Annotated in this window: 13 protein-coding genes and 1 tRNA gene; 6 read left to right on the forward strand and 8 right to left on the reverse strand. The window is 63.2% G+C overall.

Going from position 1 to position 15,469, the window contains the following annotated elements; translation table 11 throughout:
• From E5K00_RS10985 to ispE, 3 genes are read right to left on the reverse strand one after another with little or no spacing between them, the layout of a single operon-like run.
• The gene (locus E5K00_RS10985; RefSeq protein ID WP_135463265.1) at positions 1 to 2,589 is read right to left on the reverse strand and encodes a DUF3160 domain-containing protein; all 2,589 of its coding nucleotides are present in this window, start codon (positions 2,587 to 2,589) and stop codon (positions 1 to 3) included.
• An 11-nt stretch (positions 2,590 to 2,600) separates the two neighbouring features.
• Complete coding sequence (locus E5K00_RS10990; protein ID WP_135463266.1) at positions 2,601 to 4,169, reverse strand: CapA family protein; 1,569 nt, start codon at positions 4,167 to 4,169, stop codon at positions 2,601 to 2,603.
• A gap of 45 nt (positions 4,170 to 4,214) precedes the next feature.
• Entirely contained in the window at positions 4,215 to 5,027 is an 813-nt protein-coding gene (gene ispE / locus E5K00_RS10995) for a 4-(cytidine 5'-diphospho)-2-C-methyl-D-erythritol kinase (protein ID WP_135463267.1), read from the reverse strand.
• A 176-nt stretch (positions 5,028 to 5,203) separates the two neighbouring features.
• Between ispE and E5K00_RS11000 the strand changes: the two genes are divergently transcribed.
• Genes E5K00_RS11000 through E5K00_RS11010 form a run of 3 tightly spaced genes read left to right on the forward strand, consistent with a single transcriptional unit; the run spans position 5,204 to position 7,699 of the window.
• Positions 5,204 to 5,857 (forward strand): sugar transferase, encoded by a 654-nt coding sequence (locus tag E5K00_RS11000; protein ID WP_135463268.1) that lies wholly within the window; start codon positions 5,204 to 5,206, stop codon positions 5,855 to 5,857.
• Positions 5,854 to 6,561 (forward strand): acetyltransferase, encoded by a 708-nt coding sequence (locus tag E5K00_RS11005; RefSeq protein ID WP_135463269.1) that lies wholly within the window; start codon positions 5,854 to 5,856, stop codon positions 6,559 to 6,561. The genes E5K00_RS11000 and E5K00_RS11005 overlap by 4 nt, the downstream gene beginning before the upstream one ends.
• Positions 6,554 to 7,699 (forward strand): DegT/DnrJ/EryC1/StrS family aminotransferase, encoded by a 1,146-nt coding sequence (locus tag E5K00_RS11010; RefSeq protein WP_135463270.1) that lies wholly within the window; start codon positions 6,554 to 6,556, stop codon positions 7,697 to 7,699. The genes E5K00_RS11005 and E5K00_RS11010 overlap by 8 nt, the downstream gene beginning before the upstream one ends.
• A gap of 191 nt (positions 7,700 to 7,890) precedes the next feature.
• Here E5K00_RS11010 and E5K00_RS11015 read toward each other — a convergent pair whose 3' ends face one another.
• The 5 genes from E5K00_RS11015 to atpD all read right to left on the reverse strand — a co-directional run bounded on the left by E5K00_RS11015 (position 7,891) and on the right by atpD (position 12,908).
• Entirely contained in the window at positions 7,891 to 8,580 is a 690-nt protein-coding gene (locus tag E5K00_RS11015; protein WP_210114295.1) for a membrane-associated protein, read from the reverse strand.
• A gap of 231 nt (positions 8,581 to 8,811) precedes the next feature.
• A complete protein-coding gene (locus tag E5K00_RS11020) occupies positions 8,812 to 9,933 on the reverse strand; it encodes a trans-sulfuration enzyme family protein (RefSeq protein ID WP_135463271.1) in 1,122 nt (373 codons plus the stop codon).
• A 60-nt stretch (positions 9,934 to 9,993) separates the two neighbouring features.
• On the reverse strand, positions 9,994 to 10,881 hold the full coding sequence (locus E5K00_RS11025) for a tetratricopeptide repeat protein (RefSeq protein ID WP_135463272.1): 888 nt from the start codon (positions 10,879 to 10,881) through the stop codon (positions 9,994 to 9,996).
• Between the two features lie 155 nt (positions 10,882 to 11,036).
• The gene (gene atpC, locus E5K00_RS11030; protein ID WP_135463273.1) at positions 11,037 to 11,282 is read right to left on the reverse strand and encodes an ATP synthase F1 subunit epsilon; all 246 of its coding nucleotides are present in this window, start codon (positions 11,280 to 11,282) and stop codon (positions 11,037 to 11,039) included.
• 120 nt (positions 11,283 to 11,402) lie between these two features.
• The gene (gene atpD / locus E5K00_RS11035) at positions 11,403 to 12,908 is read right to left on the reverse strand and encodes a F0F1 ATP synthase subunit beta (RefSeq protein WP_135463274.1); all 1,506 of its coding nucleotides are present in this window, start codon (positions 12,906 to 12,908) and stop codon (positions 11,403 to 11,405) included.
• 276 nt (positions 12,909 to 13,184) lie between these two features.
• Between atpD and E5K00_RS11040 the strand changes: the two genes are divergently transcribed.
• The 3 genes from E5K00_RS11040 to E5K00_RS11050 all read left to right on the forward strand — a co-directional run bounded on the left by E5K00_RS11040 (position 13,185) and on the right by E5K00_RS11050 (position 15,465).
• Positions 13,185 to 13,257 (forward strand) — tRNA-Gln (locus E5K00_RS11040).
• 101 nt (positions 13,258 to 13,358) lie between these two features.
• Positions 13,359 to 14,288, forward strand: coding sequence for a ribose-phosphate pyrophosphokinase (locus tag E5K00_RS11045; protein WP_135463275.1), 930 nt, complete (start codon positions 13,359 to 13,361; stop codon positions 14,286 to 14,288).
• 112 nt (positions 14,289 to 14,400) lie between these two features.
• Positions 14,401 to 15,465, forward strand: coding sequence for a DUF6340 family protein (locus tag E5K00_RS11050; protein WP_135463276.1), 1,065 nt, complete (start codon positions 14,401 to 14,403; stop codon positions 15,463 to 15,465).
• The last annotated feature ends 4 nt before the right edge of the window (positions 15,466 to 15,469 follow it).

The following is a 15,469-nucleotide window of genomic DNA, read 5'->3' on the forward strand; positions in this document are numbered from 1 at the left end:
TTACAAGCCTTCTGCTGACGCATGGCCGATGGGCACCATTTCGCTGCCCTGCTGGCTGGCCAGCTCCTTTACCGGCACGATAAGCTCCTGCAGCCAGGTGGGCCGGGCCGGCGGCTGGCGCGTGAGGCGGGCGCGCCACTCCTCGTCGGTCAGGCGCTGGGGGCTGATAAACTCGTAGTAGCTGAAGGCCGCGCCCCGGGCCAGCACGGGTGCGCCCTCAATATCCACCACCACGTAAATGGCATCGGCGGCTCCTACGGCTTCTTCCAGCACCGTGCCGTTGAAGCTGTACACGTCGGCGGCCAGCCCGAGGTGCCGCTCCCGGTCGGGCAGCTGCTGGGTTTTCAGGATGTTGAAAGTCAGGCCCTCCACTTCGCCGCCAATCCAGGTCAGCTTGGCCATTTCCTCCGGGGTCAGCCGCTGATGCTTCACTTCCTTGCGAGCAATATCGCGCAGGCGGGTTATCAGCTCGCGCAGATCCTGGTTGAGGCCGCGCAGGTGGGCCGTGTTGGCGTTCAGGCGGGTCAGGCTGCGGTCTTGCTGGGCCAGCAGCGCCAGGGCGGCGTCCCAGAACGGCAGGTTCGGCTCCACGTAGCTCAGGTGGCGCGGCGGCGGCGGCCCCCCATCGGGTCCGCCGGCCTCGGCGCCCATCGGCTGCTCGGTGTAGAGCAGCAAGTCGTGCTTGAGCTCGGTCCAGCCCGCCAGGGCCGTGCTCAGGTTGCGCTTCTGCCAGGCCGGGGTGCGGGCAAACAGCGGCAGCTGCTCTACCGGGCCCGGCGCATTCAGGGCCAGCAGCGTCTGCATGGTCTTGGTGTACAGGTTCTGATTCCAGCCTTGGAAGCCGGCAAACTGTTGCTGCAACGCCCGCAGCGTGTCGGGGTAGGCGGGCCAGCGCCGGGCTTCCTGGTAGTGCCGCAGCAGAATATCCTGGGCCGTGCGGTTGCCGAACGTGGCAAATACGTCGAGCCCCTTGGGGAATGGCCGGGCCGGCTCCTGCCCCGGCTTGGGCCGCAGCACGTTGGTCAGGCGCGACAGAACTTCCCCGTCGAAGGTGTAGCGCCCCGCAGTAAACAGCAGCGTCGGCCGCTCCAGGGCCGTGCTGGCCTTGGCCGTAGCGCCTTTGGCCCGGATCCGGTCGGTGCCCGAGGCTACCAGCGCCCGCCGGATAGCGGCCAGCGTGGTAGGCGCAGCCAGCTGGTCGAGCGACTGATCAGCGTAGCGGGTGCGTAGCAGGCGCAGCAGTTGGGTCAGGGAGCGGTTGTCTTCGTCGCCAACCAGCACGTCCAGCACCTGCGTTAGTTTGTCGAAGTCGCGCCGTCCGGCCGGACTGGCCGCCAGGGCTTGGGCCAGCGCCACGGCCCGCAGCACGCCGGCCTCCGAATCGAGAAATACCGGGGCCGTGTTCAGCCACTTCACCGCCCGGAAATAGCGGCGGGTGGTATCGGTGCGCGTGTACATGCCGCGCGGCTTGCAGGCCGTGTAGTCGAACAGCGAATCCTGAAGCAGCACCGAGCCGCGGCCATCAGCGGCCGTGCAGCGGGCTACTTCCTGGGCCACCAGGGCGGCATAATCCCCGCCGGTCGGAGTGACGACACCCGTCAGCAGCTGCCTTCCCACGGCGTAATACGCAGCGGCCCACTCGGCCGCGTCGCGGGCCTGGGGCTGCTGGCTGTTTTGGGCCAGCTTTCCAGCCTGGGCCGCTCCCTGACTCAGCATGGTGCTCACCACCGGCACCAGGCGCTGCTCTTCCACGTCGCTCAGAATCCCGTTCAGGTACTTGTGCAGCAGCTGCAGAATCAGGTCGGTGGTAATAAAGTTGGGGGTGAAATCGTACTGGTTTTGGTCGTAGAGGTAGAATAGCTGCTCTTCGCGGGTGGGCACCAGCACGAAGTTGTGTTGGTTGAGCACGGTGCGCATGGCCGGCGTCACGCGCAGCTCGCGCTGGTTGGTGACGAAGTCGAAGCCCAGCATGGGGTAGCCGCCGGGCCTGGTGATGCTGGTTTTGAGCAACTCGGTTTCCCGGGCGTGCACGCGCTGCACGAAGGCCAGCTCCTGCCGGGTCAGGGGCACGGGCAGCACCGTGTCGGCGGGTTGCAGCACCTGGCCCGTACTGTCGGTAATGTCTTCGGCCCATACCGGCCGGTACCATTTCTGCTTGTCGAAGTAGCTGCGGGCCGCCGCGTTCAGAAAGCAGTAGCCGTTGCGGGCGTACACCGTGTTGCGCAGCAGCAGCAGCTCCAGATACGACTTACCCGTCAGGCTCTGGGCGTAGTCGAAAGCCGGCAGCGGAACTACAGGCAACGCGTCCCGGCTGGTTTCCTCGTTTTCCGCCCCGTAATAGTCCTGAATGTAGTGCCGGGCGTAGTAGCTTTTCAGCAGCTGCTTGTCTTCAGCCGGCACGACGTGGACCCGTTCCCCGAAGCCGTTATCGTGAACCCTGGCCGAAAGCTGCGGGCCCGGCGCGGCGGTGGCGGCCGGCGCGGCAACATCGGCGGTGGGCTTGGCGCTGGGCCGCAGCCAGAAATACAACGCGCCGCCGACCAGCACCAGCACGGCCGCCACTACAGCTATTGCAGCATTACGATTCATAAGTAATCAGGCTATTCGTATCGGACGAAGTGTAGATAGGCCGCATCGAGGGAGCGGCTTTGAAAAGTAAAATTTTCCAAGGCAAGTCCAAACCCCTGCCAATAATAGCGCCCGATGCCGTAGCGGCCGTCAGGGGTCTGTTCGAGCGTGTACACGGCGGTGCGCCCCGCTACCGGCCGCGCCGCCCGAAAATACAGCAGCCGGTAAGCCACCCGGGAACCCAGCCAGCGGGGCCGCCAGCGGCCTTGCTCCCACCGGTAGACGAACAGCCGGCGGCGCGTGGCACTATCGAAGCGCGTGGCCTTTTCCGGCCCCACCAGCAAATCCGGCTGCCCGTCGTTGTCCACGTCGGCCTGCGCGAATTGATACATCGGAAAGCCCAGATCCAGAATCGTGGCGCCCGAATCGGTGGTGGTGCGCACCTGGTACTGCCGCGCGGCCGGGCGGTAGCGCAGGCCCACGGCGGCTCGGCCCGTGGGCAGCGGCACCGTGAGCTGGCGCGCGAAATAACCCGCTTCGGTAGCGGTGGGAACTGACCTGGCTAACGGCCGCAGCTGCCAGCCGCGGCCCGTGGGGTCGGCTACCAGCTGCAGCGCGGGGTGGGCACCGCGCAAGCGGGCCGCAATGGTGGCCGCCACGGCGGCCGGCGCGGGCCGGGGCAAAGCTCCGCGCAGGTGCAGCGGCCGGACCCAGGTGGCCACGACCTGCCCGGCCTTCAGGTCGAAATCCGCTTGCAGGGCCAGATCACCGCCCCGCCCCCGCTGGTCAAACAGGAAATTACCTAGGCTGTAGAGAATGGGGCGGCCCCGGTAGAACTCCGCCGACTGCACCACATGCGGGTGGGCCCCCACCACGGCCGCCGCCCCGCAGTCGATGAGGGTGCGGGCCTGCCGCCGCTGCCCGGGGCTGGGCTCGGCCGCGTATTCGGTGCCCCAGTGCAGGTACACGATGACGGCCCGCCCCGGAAACAGGGTTTTGTAGGCCGCCACCCGCTCACACAGGGCCGCGAAGTCGCGGCCGCACAGGCACCCTTCCCCGGGCACGGGTTGGCGCAGGGCTGAGTAGGCAAAAACCACCGCGCTGCTGTCGGCGCCCAGCACCTGGGGCTGGCACCCGGCCCCGGAATCAGCGGCGAAGCCTATACCGCCCAGGCCCGCCGCCCGCACGGCCCGGGCCGTAGCGCGCAAGCCGGCCGCGTGCTGGTCGAGCGAGTGGTTGTTGGCCAACGACAGGTGCGTGAAGCCCAGCCGCCGCAGCCACCGCGCATGCTCCGGGCGGCCCCGAAACACAATGGGCTTAACCACCGGCCGCGCAGTGTCGGTAAGCGGGCACTCCAGATTGCCGACCACGTAGCGGCTGGAAGCCCACAAAGCCCGGGTGGTGCGGCGCAGGGCCGCGCTGTCGCGCCCGAAAGCCGCCGGCACGCCCCGGGCCAGCAGCACGTCGCCGACCACGCTGACGCGCAACGGCGGGGGTGGCGTTTCGGCGCAGCCGGCCAGCCCCAGCAGGCTGGTCAGAATCCACAGCAGCGGCCACACCTGGCCCAGCCAGCCGCCAGATGGCGCGTAGCGGGCACGCATCAGCGCCGGCCCCGTTTCCGGCCCGACCCAAACTGCCCCAGTAGCTTACAGCTGCCCATCCCACACCTGATACTCGGCGGGAAAAGCCAGGTGCGGGGGCTGGGCCAGCCCGGGAAACAGCCCGTACACGGCGGAGCCTGAGCCCGACAGGCTGGCGTAGGTGGCACCGGCCGCGTACAGCGCCTCTTTCACTTCAGCCAGCACGGGGTAATGGGGCGTCAGCGCATCTTCGAAGTCGTTGCTGACGGTTTCGCGCCAGGTTTCCGGGGGCTGAGCCAGGCTGCGGCGCAAGTCATGCCGGGGCGCGCGCGGGACGACGCGCGCGTACGCCTCGGCCGTGCTGATGTGCAGCCCGGGGTACACCACCTTGCAGGCCACGCCGGTCAGGCTCAGCGCTATGGGCTCGAACACATCCCCTTTCTCGTGGGCAAATACGGGCTTGTTCTCGATGAAAAACGCGCAGTCGGAGCCCAGGCGGCGGGCGTACTGCTGCAGCTGCGCGGTGTTCAGCTGCAAGTTCAACAGCTCACTCAGGGCCCGTAGCGCAAAGGCCGCGTCGCCGGAGCCCCCGCCCAGGCCCGCCCCGATGGGCACGACTTTGTGCAGGTGCATCTGCACGGGCGGCAGGCCAAAATCGGCTTTCAGCAGCTCGTAGGCGCGCCAGCACAGGTTGGTGGCCAGCTCACCGGGAATCGGGATGCCCGAGAGCGTCAGTTGGTTTTCGGCCGCGGGCAGCACTTCCAGCGCGTCGCACCAGGGCAGGGGCACAAACACCGATTCAAGGTTGCGGAAGCCGTCGGGCCGCTGCCCGGTGATATAGAGCCCCAGGTTGAGTTTGGCGTTCGGAAAAACAAGCATAGCGGATGTGGGCAAGCAGGAAGCGCGGAAGAAGACAAAGTCGGCGGGCGGGTTTCTTCCACCAAAAACGGAGGTTGAACGCGCCAGCGGCCCGATACAGCGCAAGCTACGGCCGGCGCGGCACAAAAAGCATATTTTTGCCTGCTGTCAGCGCCCCAACCGGCTGACTTTCGCGTATGGCTGTGTCTTCGTCCACGTCCTGGTACCCGACCTGGGGCAAGCGCCTGCTTGACCTGAGCCTGGCCGTGCCGGTAGCCGTGCTCACGCTGCCCGCGCTGCTGCTGGCGGCCGGGGTGCTGGCTTTCCAGAACCGGGGAGCGGTGCTGTTCCGGCAGCTGCGGCCCGGGCAGCACGGCGCGCTGTTCACGCTCTACAAGCTCCAGACCATGACCAACGCCCGCGACGCCCAGGGCCGGCTGCTGCCCGATGCCGCGCGGCTCACCCGCCTGGGCCGCTGGCTGCGCGCCTCCTCCCTCGACGAGCTGCCCCAGCTCTGGAACGTGCTGCGCGGCGAGCTGAGCCTGGTTGGCCCCCGCCCCTTATTGCCCCAGTACCTGCCGCTGTACTCGCCCCGGCAGGCCCGGCGCCACGCCGTGAAACCCGGCATTACGGGCTGGGCCCAGGTAAACGGGCGCAATGCCATTTCCTGGGAACAAAAATTCGAATACGACGTCTGGTACGTCGACCACGTATCCTTGCTGCTGGACCTGCGCATTCTGCTGCTTACCGGCTTTCGGGTGCTGGGCGCGCGGGGCATTTCGGCCCCGGGCCAGGCCACTACCGAAGCCTTTACCGGCTCGGCGCCCTCTTCTCCCCCTCCTGTTGCATGATGACGTATTCCAGTGATTCTGCCGGCTCATCGGCCGCCGCCGAACCGGCCCCGGCCCTGCCGAAGCTCGTCATTTTCGGAGCCGGAGGCCTGGGCCGCGAGGTGCTGGTGCTGGTACACCAGATCAATGCCGTGCGGCCCACCTGGCAGCTGACGGGTTTTTTTGATGACCAAGCCCCGGGCACACCGACCATTCACGGCGTGCCCTACCTGGGCGGTAGCGCCGAGCTGAACTCGGTTGCCGAGCCGCTGCAGGTGGTTGTTGCCGTGGGCAACGGCCGCAGCCGGGCCGCCATCGTGCGGCGTCTCACTTCGCCCCGGCTGCGCTTTGCCACCGTGGTCCACCCGGGCGTTGCCTGTCAGCCCTACCAGCACCTACAGCTGGGCGAAGGCTGCATCATTGGGCAGGGCTGCATCCTCACCACCGACATCCGCCTGGGCCGCCACGTGCTGCTCAACCTGGGCTGCACCATCGGCCACGACGCCGTATTGGACGATTTCTGCTCCCTGATGCCCCATGCCAACGTGGGCGGCGAGGCCCACCTGGAAACCGGCGTGTACTTGGGCACCAATGCCACCGTTATCAACCAAGTCCGCATCGGGGCCCGCACCATCGTGGGGGCCGGCGCCGTGGCCGTGCGCGACCTGCCCGCTGACTGCACCGCCGTGGGCGTACCCGCTACCGTTATCAAAACCCATGCTTAGCCAGGATTACGACCGTATTTTTCTTTCTCCTCCCCACCTGGGCCGGCACGAGCTCAACTACGTCCACAAGGCCATTGAGGACAACTGGGTGGCCCCGGCCGGCCCCAACCTCACCGGGTTCGAGCAGGATATCTGCCACTACACCGGGGCAGCCCATTGCGTGGCGCTGGCCTCGGGCACGGCCGCCATTCACCTGGGCCTAGTGCTGCTCGGCGTCGGGCCCGGCGACGAGGTGTTGTGCCCTTCGTTTACGTTCGTCGCCACCGCCAACCCGATTCTGTACCTGGGCGCCACGCCGGTATTTGTCGACAGTGAGCCCACCACCTGGAACATGTGCCCGGACCGGCTGCGCGAGGCTATTGAAGACCGGATCCGCCAGGGCAAAAAGCCCAAGGCGCTTATCCTGGTACACCTCTACGGCATGCCCGCCCAGCTCGACCAGCTGCTGGCCATTGCCGAGCTGTACGCCATTCCCGTGCTGGAAGACGCGGCCGAAGCCCTGGGCTCCCGCTACGACGGGCGCCGCCTCGGTACGTTCGGGGCCGTCGGCGTCTTTTCCTTTAACGGCAACAAGATTATTACCACCAGCGGCGGCGGCGCCCTAGTCACTGACAACCAGGAATGGGCCGAAAAAACCCGATTTCTGGCCACTCAGGCCAAAGACCCGGCCCCGTATTACCAGCACTCGGCGGTGGGCTACAACTACCGGCTCAGCAATATCCTGGCGGGCATTGGCCGGGGCCAGATGGAGCTTATCGACAGCCGGGTGAAAAGCCGGCGGGAAACGTACGCGTGGTACCAGAAGAATCTGCGCGACGTGCCGGCCCTGCAGTTTGGCCCGACGGAACCCGCGCTGGGCAGCTCCAACCGCTGGCTCACCACCGTCACCCTCGACCCGCACTACACGACCGTCACGCCCGAGCAGGTGCGCCAGCACCTGGAAACTCATAATATCGAGTCCCGGCCGCTGTGGAAGCCCCTGCACCAGCAGCCACTTTTTGCGCAGGCACCGATGTACGGTGGCAGTGTTTGCGCCGATTTATTTACCAGGGGCTTGTGCCTACCCTCCGGCTCCGCCATGACGGAAACCGACTTGCACCGGGTAGCGGGGGCGCTGCGCGAAATTCTACTGCCCTAAACCGGCCACGGATTTAGCACATAGCCTTTCCAGAGGGTACATAAAGTTCCTGGAGCAGTATAACCCGTACAAAAGCTGGTCCAGGTAGTACAAAGGTTTAAGCGGTAGTACATATTCTGTTGTACCCGCACTGCACTTAGACTCCTCTTTGCCAAGTTGCGCAAGCCAATGCACACACCGCTGCCGGGGCCTTACGCAGCCATCCGGCTAAGCGCCTCCCGTTTTCCCAGGTTTTCGGAATGCGGCACGGAGCTCCGAAATACTTTGCGCAGGGTTAGGTGAGTAGGCAGGTAAAACACGGCCAGCAACGCCGTCATCCAGCCCATTAGGTATACCGGAGCCGGCAGCCAGGTTTGAGCCTGGGCATCGTCGAAGCCGAACACGTAGTTGACGTTCACCGGAATTTTGGGGTCGGGCATGACGGTACCGGCGGCGGGCAGCAGAAAATAGGCCACTAAACACAAGCTCCAGCCCAGGCCGGTCCAGGCCCAGAGGGCCCGCCGGTCGTAGCCCAGGCGCTTCACCAGAAACAGCAGCAAAAACGGCAGCCACCCGTGGAAGAAAGACAAGCCGCGCAAAAACAACGACCGGTTGGGGTCAAACATGTAGCTGGTCATGCCCACCAGCCGCACCCCGAGCAGCTCGCCCAGAAAGTCGGCGCACCAGAAGGCCTGGGGCAGCAGAATACCCACCGCGGCCATGGAAGCCAGCAGAGCCGACTCGGTCCAGAGGCTGACGAAGCACAGCAGCAGGGCTACGTCGCAGAAGTACAGGAAGTTGGTGGGGCCGTAATTGACGTAGTACACCGGTACCATTACCGCCAGAAAGGCGCTGACAGCAAGCTTAAGCGAAAGAGGCAGGCGAGACGAAGCAGAGGCCATGAGCAAGTAGGTTTGGGAAGCGTGGAAAGAAGCCGGATCAGCCCAGCGGTACGCCGTTGTACCACTGCGAAATACGACACCTTTCCGGCATTCCTAACCGCAGAAAACGCTCTTACAGGACTTCTACTTTATTTCAATAACAATTACAAATGATTAATTATCAAATCTTTAAATTTATTACATTAGACTTAATAAAATCCCCACCCGGGGCTGACAGCGCCTGTTTAGGCACTAATCCAGTGCGTGCTCCAGGTCGGCCAGCAGGTCTACAATCGGCTCGATGCCCACCGACAGTCGCACCAGCCCAACGGTGATGCCCAGGCCCTGCTGCTGTTCGGGCGTGAGGTAGCGGTGGGAAGTGCCCAGCGGATACGACAACGACGAGTCGACGCCGGCCAGGGACGGCGCAAACGGGAACCGCTGGCTGCGGCGCATAAACTCGTTTACCACTTCCGCATCGTCTTCGAGCAGAATCGACATCATCCCGCCGAACAAGCCCGCGCCCTGCTCCATGGCCAGCATGTGCTGTGGATGGTCGAGCAGGCCGGGATAATACACCTGCCGCACTTTCGGGTGCTGGGCCAGAAATTCGGCCACGGCCAGGGCATTGTGGCTATGCTCGCGCATGCGCAGCCGCAGGGTTTTGAGCCCCCGCACCGCCAGCCAGCTCTCCATAGGACTGAGCGTCAGACCGTAGAGCACCCCGATCTGCTTGAGCCGGGCGGCCGTCTGTTCGTCGGCGGCCACGGCCACGCCGGCCGTTACGTCGCTGTGTCCGGAAATGTACTTCGTCACGCTGTGCAGCGAGATATCCGCGCCCAGCTCCAGGGGCCGGGTAATAACGGGCGAGGCAAAGGTATTGTCGACCACCAGCTTCAGCCCGTGCCGGTGGCATTCGGTAGCCAGGCGGCGCAGGTCGGCCACGCGCAGCAACGGATTGCTGATGGTTTCGGCCAGCAGCAGCTTGGTGTTGGGCTGCACGAAGTCCGTTAGCTCGTAGAGCTGCTCGAAGGGCACGTAGGTGACCGTAATACCCAGGCGGCTCAGCTCCGTGTTCAGCAGCGACGACGAGCCCCCGTAAATATCCGCCGCGCACAGCACATGGTCGCCGGCCTGGCAGCAGGCCAGAATAGCGGCAAAAATGGCGGCCATACCCGAGCCCGTAGCTACCGCGCCGGCGCCGCCTTCGAGCTTGTTCACGGCTTCCGCCAGCTCATCCGAGTTGGGGTTGCCGTTGCGCGAGTACAAATAGCGGCTGCCGGGTTCCCCGAAATATTGCTCCAGCTCGTTCAGGTCGTCAAACTTAAAAACGGAAGTCTGGTAAATCGGGGTGATTTTGGGTTCGATTTTCATGGGCTACGCCAAAGCGGATGGCAAATAAGGCGGCAAGGTACTGCCCTACAAGAAGCCGCGCTATTTCATTGCGCGAATTTCCTTGCTCAGATCAGTTGCGGCCGCGCGGCCCTCCGGCAATTTGCGCAAAGCCGCTACGTACTGCTGAGCCTGGGCTTTGTGGCCCAGCTCGATTTCCACTTTAGTCAGGTTGGCCAGGGTCTGCCAGTCGTTGGGCTTGCGGCTGTTGGCCTGCTGAAACAGCTCCAGGGATTTTTGCCACTGCTTTTTCTGCGCGTAGTACGTGCCCAGGTTAAAGGGAGCCAGCGAACTTTCGGGGTAGTATTTGCCCAGCAGCTCCGCTAATTGCCGCACCACTTCATCCCCTTCCGCGCTTTGCAGCTGCCAGTAAGGCAACATATAATCCTCCAGACTCTCAGGTATAAAATCCTTTTCCGCCTCGGGCAACCGCTCCCCGTCGCGCCACCGCCACGGTTTGCCACTAGCTTGCCGGTCGGCCAGCGCGGCCGCCAGCACCTCGATTTCGGCGGCCGGCTCTTGGGTCATTTCGTAGGTTTTGGCCAGGCCAAAGCGCATATCCAGCCGGTCGGGGGCTAGGCGGATACCATCGCGCAGGGTGGAGCGGGCTGCCGCCAGCAGCGTGGGCTCGTAGCCTTCACTGATGGAGCCGGCTGCTTCCCCACCGGGCTTGCTAAAAGTCAGGCCGCCTTTCTTGTTCGGGTCGGCGCTGAGTACCACGCGGTAAGCTTTCTTCAGCAAATAGTTGAAATTGGCCGCGTACCAGTCGGGGTCCTGGGGCTTTTTCTGCTGCCAGGCGGCCAGCACCTGCCGGGCCTGGGCCGTATCCTGGGCCTGCATAGCCCGCCGAAAATCAGTTTGATACGTTTGGGCCCGCCCGGCAACGGAGAAGGTCAGGGCCAGTACAGTGAAGGCAAAGAGCTTACGCATAAATAAGTGACGAATACCAAACGGATGAGTACCGCAAGCTACTGATCTGCCGCACTTTTTCCAGCCGCTCCGTCTACCAAAAAAGTAGGGCCACAAAAAAGCCCCGCACCTGTTGCCAGATGCGGGGCTTCCGTACTCGTTGAACGGTCAGCCGCTTACGCTACTGCGCCTTCCGCCAGCACAATCACATTGTTGCGGAGCACTTCCACCACGCCTCCTTCAATGCGGAAGGATTCGCGGCCGGCAGCGCCCACCACCGTGATGTCGCCCGACTTGAGGGCGCTGATCAGCGGGGCGTGGTTGTTCAGCACTTCGAACAGCCCGTCGGTACCCGGAAATTGCGCCGACACGACGTCGCCCTCAAATACTTTCCGGTCCGGCGTGATGATTTCTAAACGCATGGTATTAATGTGCTAATGTGGAAATGTGCTGGTGTGCTAATTAAATGTGCTGATGTACTAACTAGGAAATCCTGCATTAGCACATCAGCACACTTAATCACATTCGCACATTAGATAAATTTACTTGGCTTCGGCAATCAGACGCTCACCTTTGGCAATGGCATCCTCGATGGTGCCAACCAGGTTGAAGGCCGCCTCGGGCAGGTGGTCGTAGGTACCGTCGATGATGGCGTTGAAGCCTTTGATGGTATCCTTGATGTCAACCAGTACGCCGGCCAGACCGGTGAACTGCTCGGCCACGAAGAAGGGCTGCGACAGGAAGCGCTGCACCCGACGGGCGCGGTTTACGACCTGCTTGTCCTCTTCGGAGAGTTCGTCCATACCCAGGATGGCGATGATGTCCTGCAGTTCCTTGTAGCGCTGCAGAATCTCCTTTACGCGCTGGGCGGTGTTGTAGTGCTCGGCACCGAGAACTTCAATCGACAGAATGCGCGAGGTGGAGTCCAGAGGGTCCACGGCGGGGTAGATACCCAGCTCAGCAATCTTCCGCGACAGTACGGTCGTGGCGTCCAAGTGAGCGAAGGTGTTAGCCGGAGCCGGGTCAGTCAAGTCATCAGCAGGTACATATACGGCCTGTACCGAGGTGATGGAACCACGCTTGGTCGAGGTGATACGCTCCTGCATGGCGCCCATTTCGGTAGCCAGCGTGGGCTGATACCCTACGGCCGAAGGCATCCGGCCCAGCAGAGCCGATACTTCCGAACCAGCCTGGGTGAAGCGGAAAATGTTGTCGATGAAGAACAGGATGTCGCGGCCAGCGCCGGTGCCGTCCCCGTCGCGGAAGTTTTCCGCAATGGTCAGACCCGACAGGGCTACGCGGGCCCGGGCTCCGGGGGGCTCGTTCATCTGACCGAACACCAGGGTAGCCTGCGACTTGAGCAGCTCGTTCTGGTCAACCTTGGTCAGGTCCCAGCCGCCCTGCTCCATCGAGTGCTTGAACTCCTCACCGTACTTGATGATGTCCGACTCAATGAATTCGCGCAGCAGGTCATTGCCTTCGCGGGTACGCTCGCCCACGCCGGCAAATACCGACAGACCAGCGTACGCTTTGGCAATGTTGTTTACCAGCTCCATGATCAGTACGGTCTTGCCTACGCCGGCACCACCGAACAAACCAATTTTGCCCCCTTTTACATAAGGAGCGAGCAGGTCAATTACTTTGATACCCGTGAACAGGATTTCCGACGACGTGGCCAGATCCTCGAAGGGTGGGGGCTGGCGGTGAATCGGCAGCGGACCGTCGCTCTTGGGCTGGGGAATGCCGTCGATGGCGTAGCCGACCACGTTGAACAAACGACCTTTCACGCCTTCGCCCGTGGGCATCGACATGGGGGCGCCCAGGTTCCGAACCACGGCGCCGCGGGTCAGACCCTCGGTCGAGTCCATGGCGATGGTGCGCACACGGTCTTCACCGAGGTGTTGCTGGCACTCCAGGATTACCACCTGGCCGTTGTCTTTCGTGACTTCGAGTGCGTCGAGGATATTGGGAAGCGTAGAGCCTTCACCCGCGAAGCTCACGTCCACAACGGGACCGATTACCTGGGTGATTTTACCGTTATTCGCCATTGCGAGTCTTTATAGTAGATGGGTGCAACGTTTTCAGGGTGCAAAACTACGGCTTAATCCCGGCTTTGCCAAAGCCCCACCGGAGTAAAGTTCGGGCCTTTTTTTCCTCCCTAATCCCCGCTGATTATCAGCCAATAAGGCTAAAAACGGCATATTTACCGGGCTGGCACCCGAAAAAAACTTCAAAAATTTTTGCGGTAAAATTTGCCTTGAATGATTCCCGTAGTACATTTGCACACCCAAACGGCACACCCACACCGGTTGTCGCTTGGAAATTGTCCGATGGTGTAACTGGCAACACGCTTGATTTTGATTCAAGAAAGTCCAGGTTCGAGCCCTGGTCGGACAACCGACTAAGTAACGCGAAAGGCGCTGATCCTTCCTCCCCGGAAGAATCGGCGCCTTTCGCTTTTTCAGTTTATTCCGTTTTCGCCCTCCTTTCCCCTTTCCATGTCTCAGCAGGTTAAAATCTTTGCAGGAAACGCTTCTCCTGAACTCGGTAAAGCAATTGCCGAAGCATACGGTACTACCCTCGGTGACTTGAGCATCCAGCGCTTCGCGGATACGGAGCTCGGTCCCAGCTTCAACGAAAGCGTGCGGGGCTGCGCGGTATTCCTTATCCAGAGCACCAACCCTCCGGCCGAAAACCTGATGGAGCTGATGCTGATGGTCGACGCGGCCAAGCGCGCCTCCGCCGCTTCCGTGACGGTCGTGATGCCCTACTTCGGCTACGCCCGCCAAGACCGCAAGGACAAGCCCCGCGTGAGCATCGGCGCCAAAGTCGTGGCCGACTTTGTGCAGAGCGTGGGCACCGACCGCCTGATGACCTGCGACCTGCACGCGGGCCAGATTCAGGGCTTCTTCGACATTCCCGTCGATCATCTGGACGGGGCTACGGTTTCGGCTCCTTATATAAAGTCCTTGGGCCTGGATGATTTGATCTTCGCCTCCCCCGACGTGGGCGGCGTGGTGCGCACCCGGGCATTTGCCAAGAAGTTCGGCGCTGAAATCGTAGTCTGCGACAAAATGCGCCTGCGGGCCAACGAAATTGCCTCGATGCAGGTCATCGGCGACGTGACGGGCATGAACGTGGTGCTCGTGGACGACATCGTGGACACGGCCGGCACCATCTGCAAAGCCGCTGAGCTCTTGATGGAGCGCGGGGCCAAGTCGGTGCGGGCCGTCATTACCCACGGCGTGCTCAGCGGCCCGGCTCACGAGCGAATCCGCAACTCGGTCTTGGAGGAGCTGGTCATTACCGACACCATTCCGCTGAAGCAGGAGAATCCCAAGATTAAGGTCATTTCCCTGGCTAACCTGTTTGCCCAGGCCATCCGCAACGTGGTAACCCACGAAAGCATCAGCTCACTCTTTATATAAGCTCCAACTTAGCCGACTCAGATCGGGTTGAAAAGTAGCCGGAACCAATTTTGGCATGGTGTTGAAGAGGGGAACTGAAAAGTTCCCCTCTTCTCGTTTTTATTTTCCGACTATGAACTATTCTCTACTCCGTTCCGCCTGGGTTAGCGCGCTCATCCTGGGCTTGGCCACCAGCTGCACCACGACCGTTCACCTGGAGGCGCTGGCCCCGGCCTCGGTGCCCATGCCGCCAACCCTGCAGCGCATTGCCACCGCCAACCGCATCCTGCCCGACAGCCGCCGCGACAAGTTCTTCGACGTGCTGGAAGGAATTTTTACGGGGGAGGGCCCGATGGTCGACCGGGCCGGGGCTGAAGCCTGCGTGCTGAGCACCGGCGAGGCGCTGATGCGCAACAGCCCACGCTTCCGCGTGACGCCGGCCAACCTGCAGCTCGTGGGCCGCACGCGCGAGTTTTTCCTGCCGCCCATGAGCCCCGACTACGTCCGGCGGGTGTGCCGCACCTCCCAGGTCGATGGGCTGGTGGTGCTCGAAGCCTTCGACTCGGACATGCAGCTGCAGCGGAGCCAGGAAGAGCGGGTTATTAAGGAGAAAGACAAGCCCGACCGCAAAGTACTGGTTACGGTCGTGCACATGGACATGCGCGTGGTGACCGGGTTTCGCACCTACGGTCCCGAGGGTCTCGTGGTCGACCAGGCCCGGCAGGAAGACCACCTGGGCTGGACCAGCGAAGGCGCCACCTACCAGGCGGCGCTGGCCGGTTTGCCCGCCCCGGAGCGCTGCATCCGGGATGTGGCCCGGCGCGTCGGCGACCAGTACGCCCGCCGGATTGCGCCCTCCTACGTGCCTTTGACGCGCAACGTCTACACCCGGGCCAAGAAGAACCCGCACATGGAGCAGGCCCGGCAGTGCGTGCAGGCCACCGACTGGACCCAGGCCGCGGCCCGCTGGCAGCAGGCCGCCCGCAACCTCAACCACGTAGTAGCGGGCCGGGCCTTTTACAACCTGGCCGTGTTTGAGGAAATGAACAACCGCCTGCCCGAGGCCATCGACTACGCCCGCAAGGCCGCCTACACCTGTCAGATGCGGCCGGCCGTGGCGTATCTGCGGGTGTTGCAGGACCGGCAGCAGGCCGAGCAGCTGGTACAAACGCAGATGGCCGGCTCCCGGGCCAAATAGGTGA

The sequence above is a fragment of the Hymenobacter aquaticus genome (assembly GCF_004765605.1).
In the GTDB taxonomy this organism is placed as follows: domain Bacteria; phylum Bacteroidota; class Bacteroidia; order Cytophagales; family Hymenobacteraceae; genus Hymenobacter; species Hymenobacter aquaticus.

What these genes read in the sequence shown, in the direction of transcription:
- E5K00_RS10985 (WP_135463265.1), bottom strand. Translation starts at nt 2,589, where the DNA reads ATGAATCGTAATGCTGCAATAGCTGTAGTGGCGGCCGTGCTGGTGCTG.
- E5K00_RS10990 (WP_135463266.1), bottom strand. Translation starts at nt 4,169, where the DNA reads ATGCGTGCCCGCTACGCGCCATCTGGCGGCTGGCTGGGCCAGGTGTGG.
- ispE (WP_135463267.1), bottom strand. Translation starts at nt 5,027, where the DNA reads ATGCTTGTTTTTCCGAACGCCAAACTCAACCTGGGGCTCTATATCACC.
- E5K00_RS11000 (WP_135463268.1), top strand. Translation starts at nt 5,204, where the DNA reads ATGGCTGTGTCTTCGTCCACGTCCTGGTACCCGACCTGGGGCAAGCGC.
- E5K00_RS11005 (WP_135463269.1), top strand. Translation starts at nt 5,854, where the DNA reads ATGATGACGTATTCCAGTGATTCTGCCGGCTCATCGGCCGCCGCCGAA.
- E5K00_RS11010 (WP_135463270.1), top strand. Translation starts at nt 6,554, where the DNA reads ATGCTTAGCCAGGATTACGACCGTATTTTTCTTTCTCCTCCCCACCTG.
- E5K00_RS11015 (WP_210114295.1), bottom strand. Translation starts at nt 8,580, where the DNA reads ATGGCCTCTGCTTCGTCTCGCCTGCCTCTTTCGCTTAAGCTTGCTGTC.
- E5K00_RS11020 (WP_135463271.1), bottom strand. Translation starts at nt 9,933, where the DNA reads ATGAAAATCGAACCCAAAATCACCCCGATTTACCAGACTTCCGTTTTT.
- E5K00_RS11025 (WP_135463272.1), bottom strand. Translation starts at nt 10,881, where the DNA reads ATGCGTAAGCTCTTTGCCTTCACTGTACTGGCCCTGACCTTCTCCGTT.
- atpC (WP_135463273.1), bottom strand. Translation starts at nt 11,282, where the DNA reads ATGCGTTTAGAAATCATCACGCCGGACCGGAAAGTATTTGAGGGCGAC.
- atpD (WP_135463274.1), bottom strand. Translation starts at nt 12,908, where the DNA reads ATGGCGAATAACGGTAAAATCACCCAGGTAATCGGTCCCGTTGTGGAC.
- E5K00_RS11045 (WP_135463275.1), top strand. Translation starts at nt 13,359, where the DNA reads ATGTCTCAGCAGGTTAAAATCTTTGCAGGAAACGCTTCTCCTGAACTC.
- E5K00_RS11050 (WP_135463276.1), top strand. Translation starts at nt 14,401, where the DNA reads ATGAACTATTCTCTACTCCGTTCCGCCTGGGTTAGCGCGCTCATCCTG.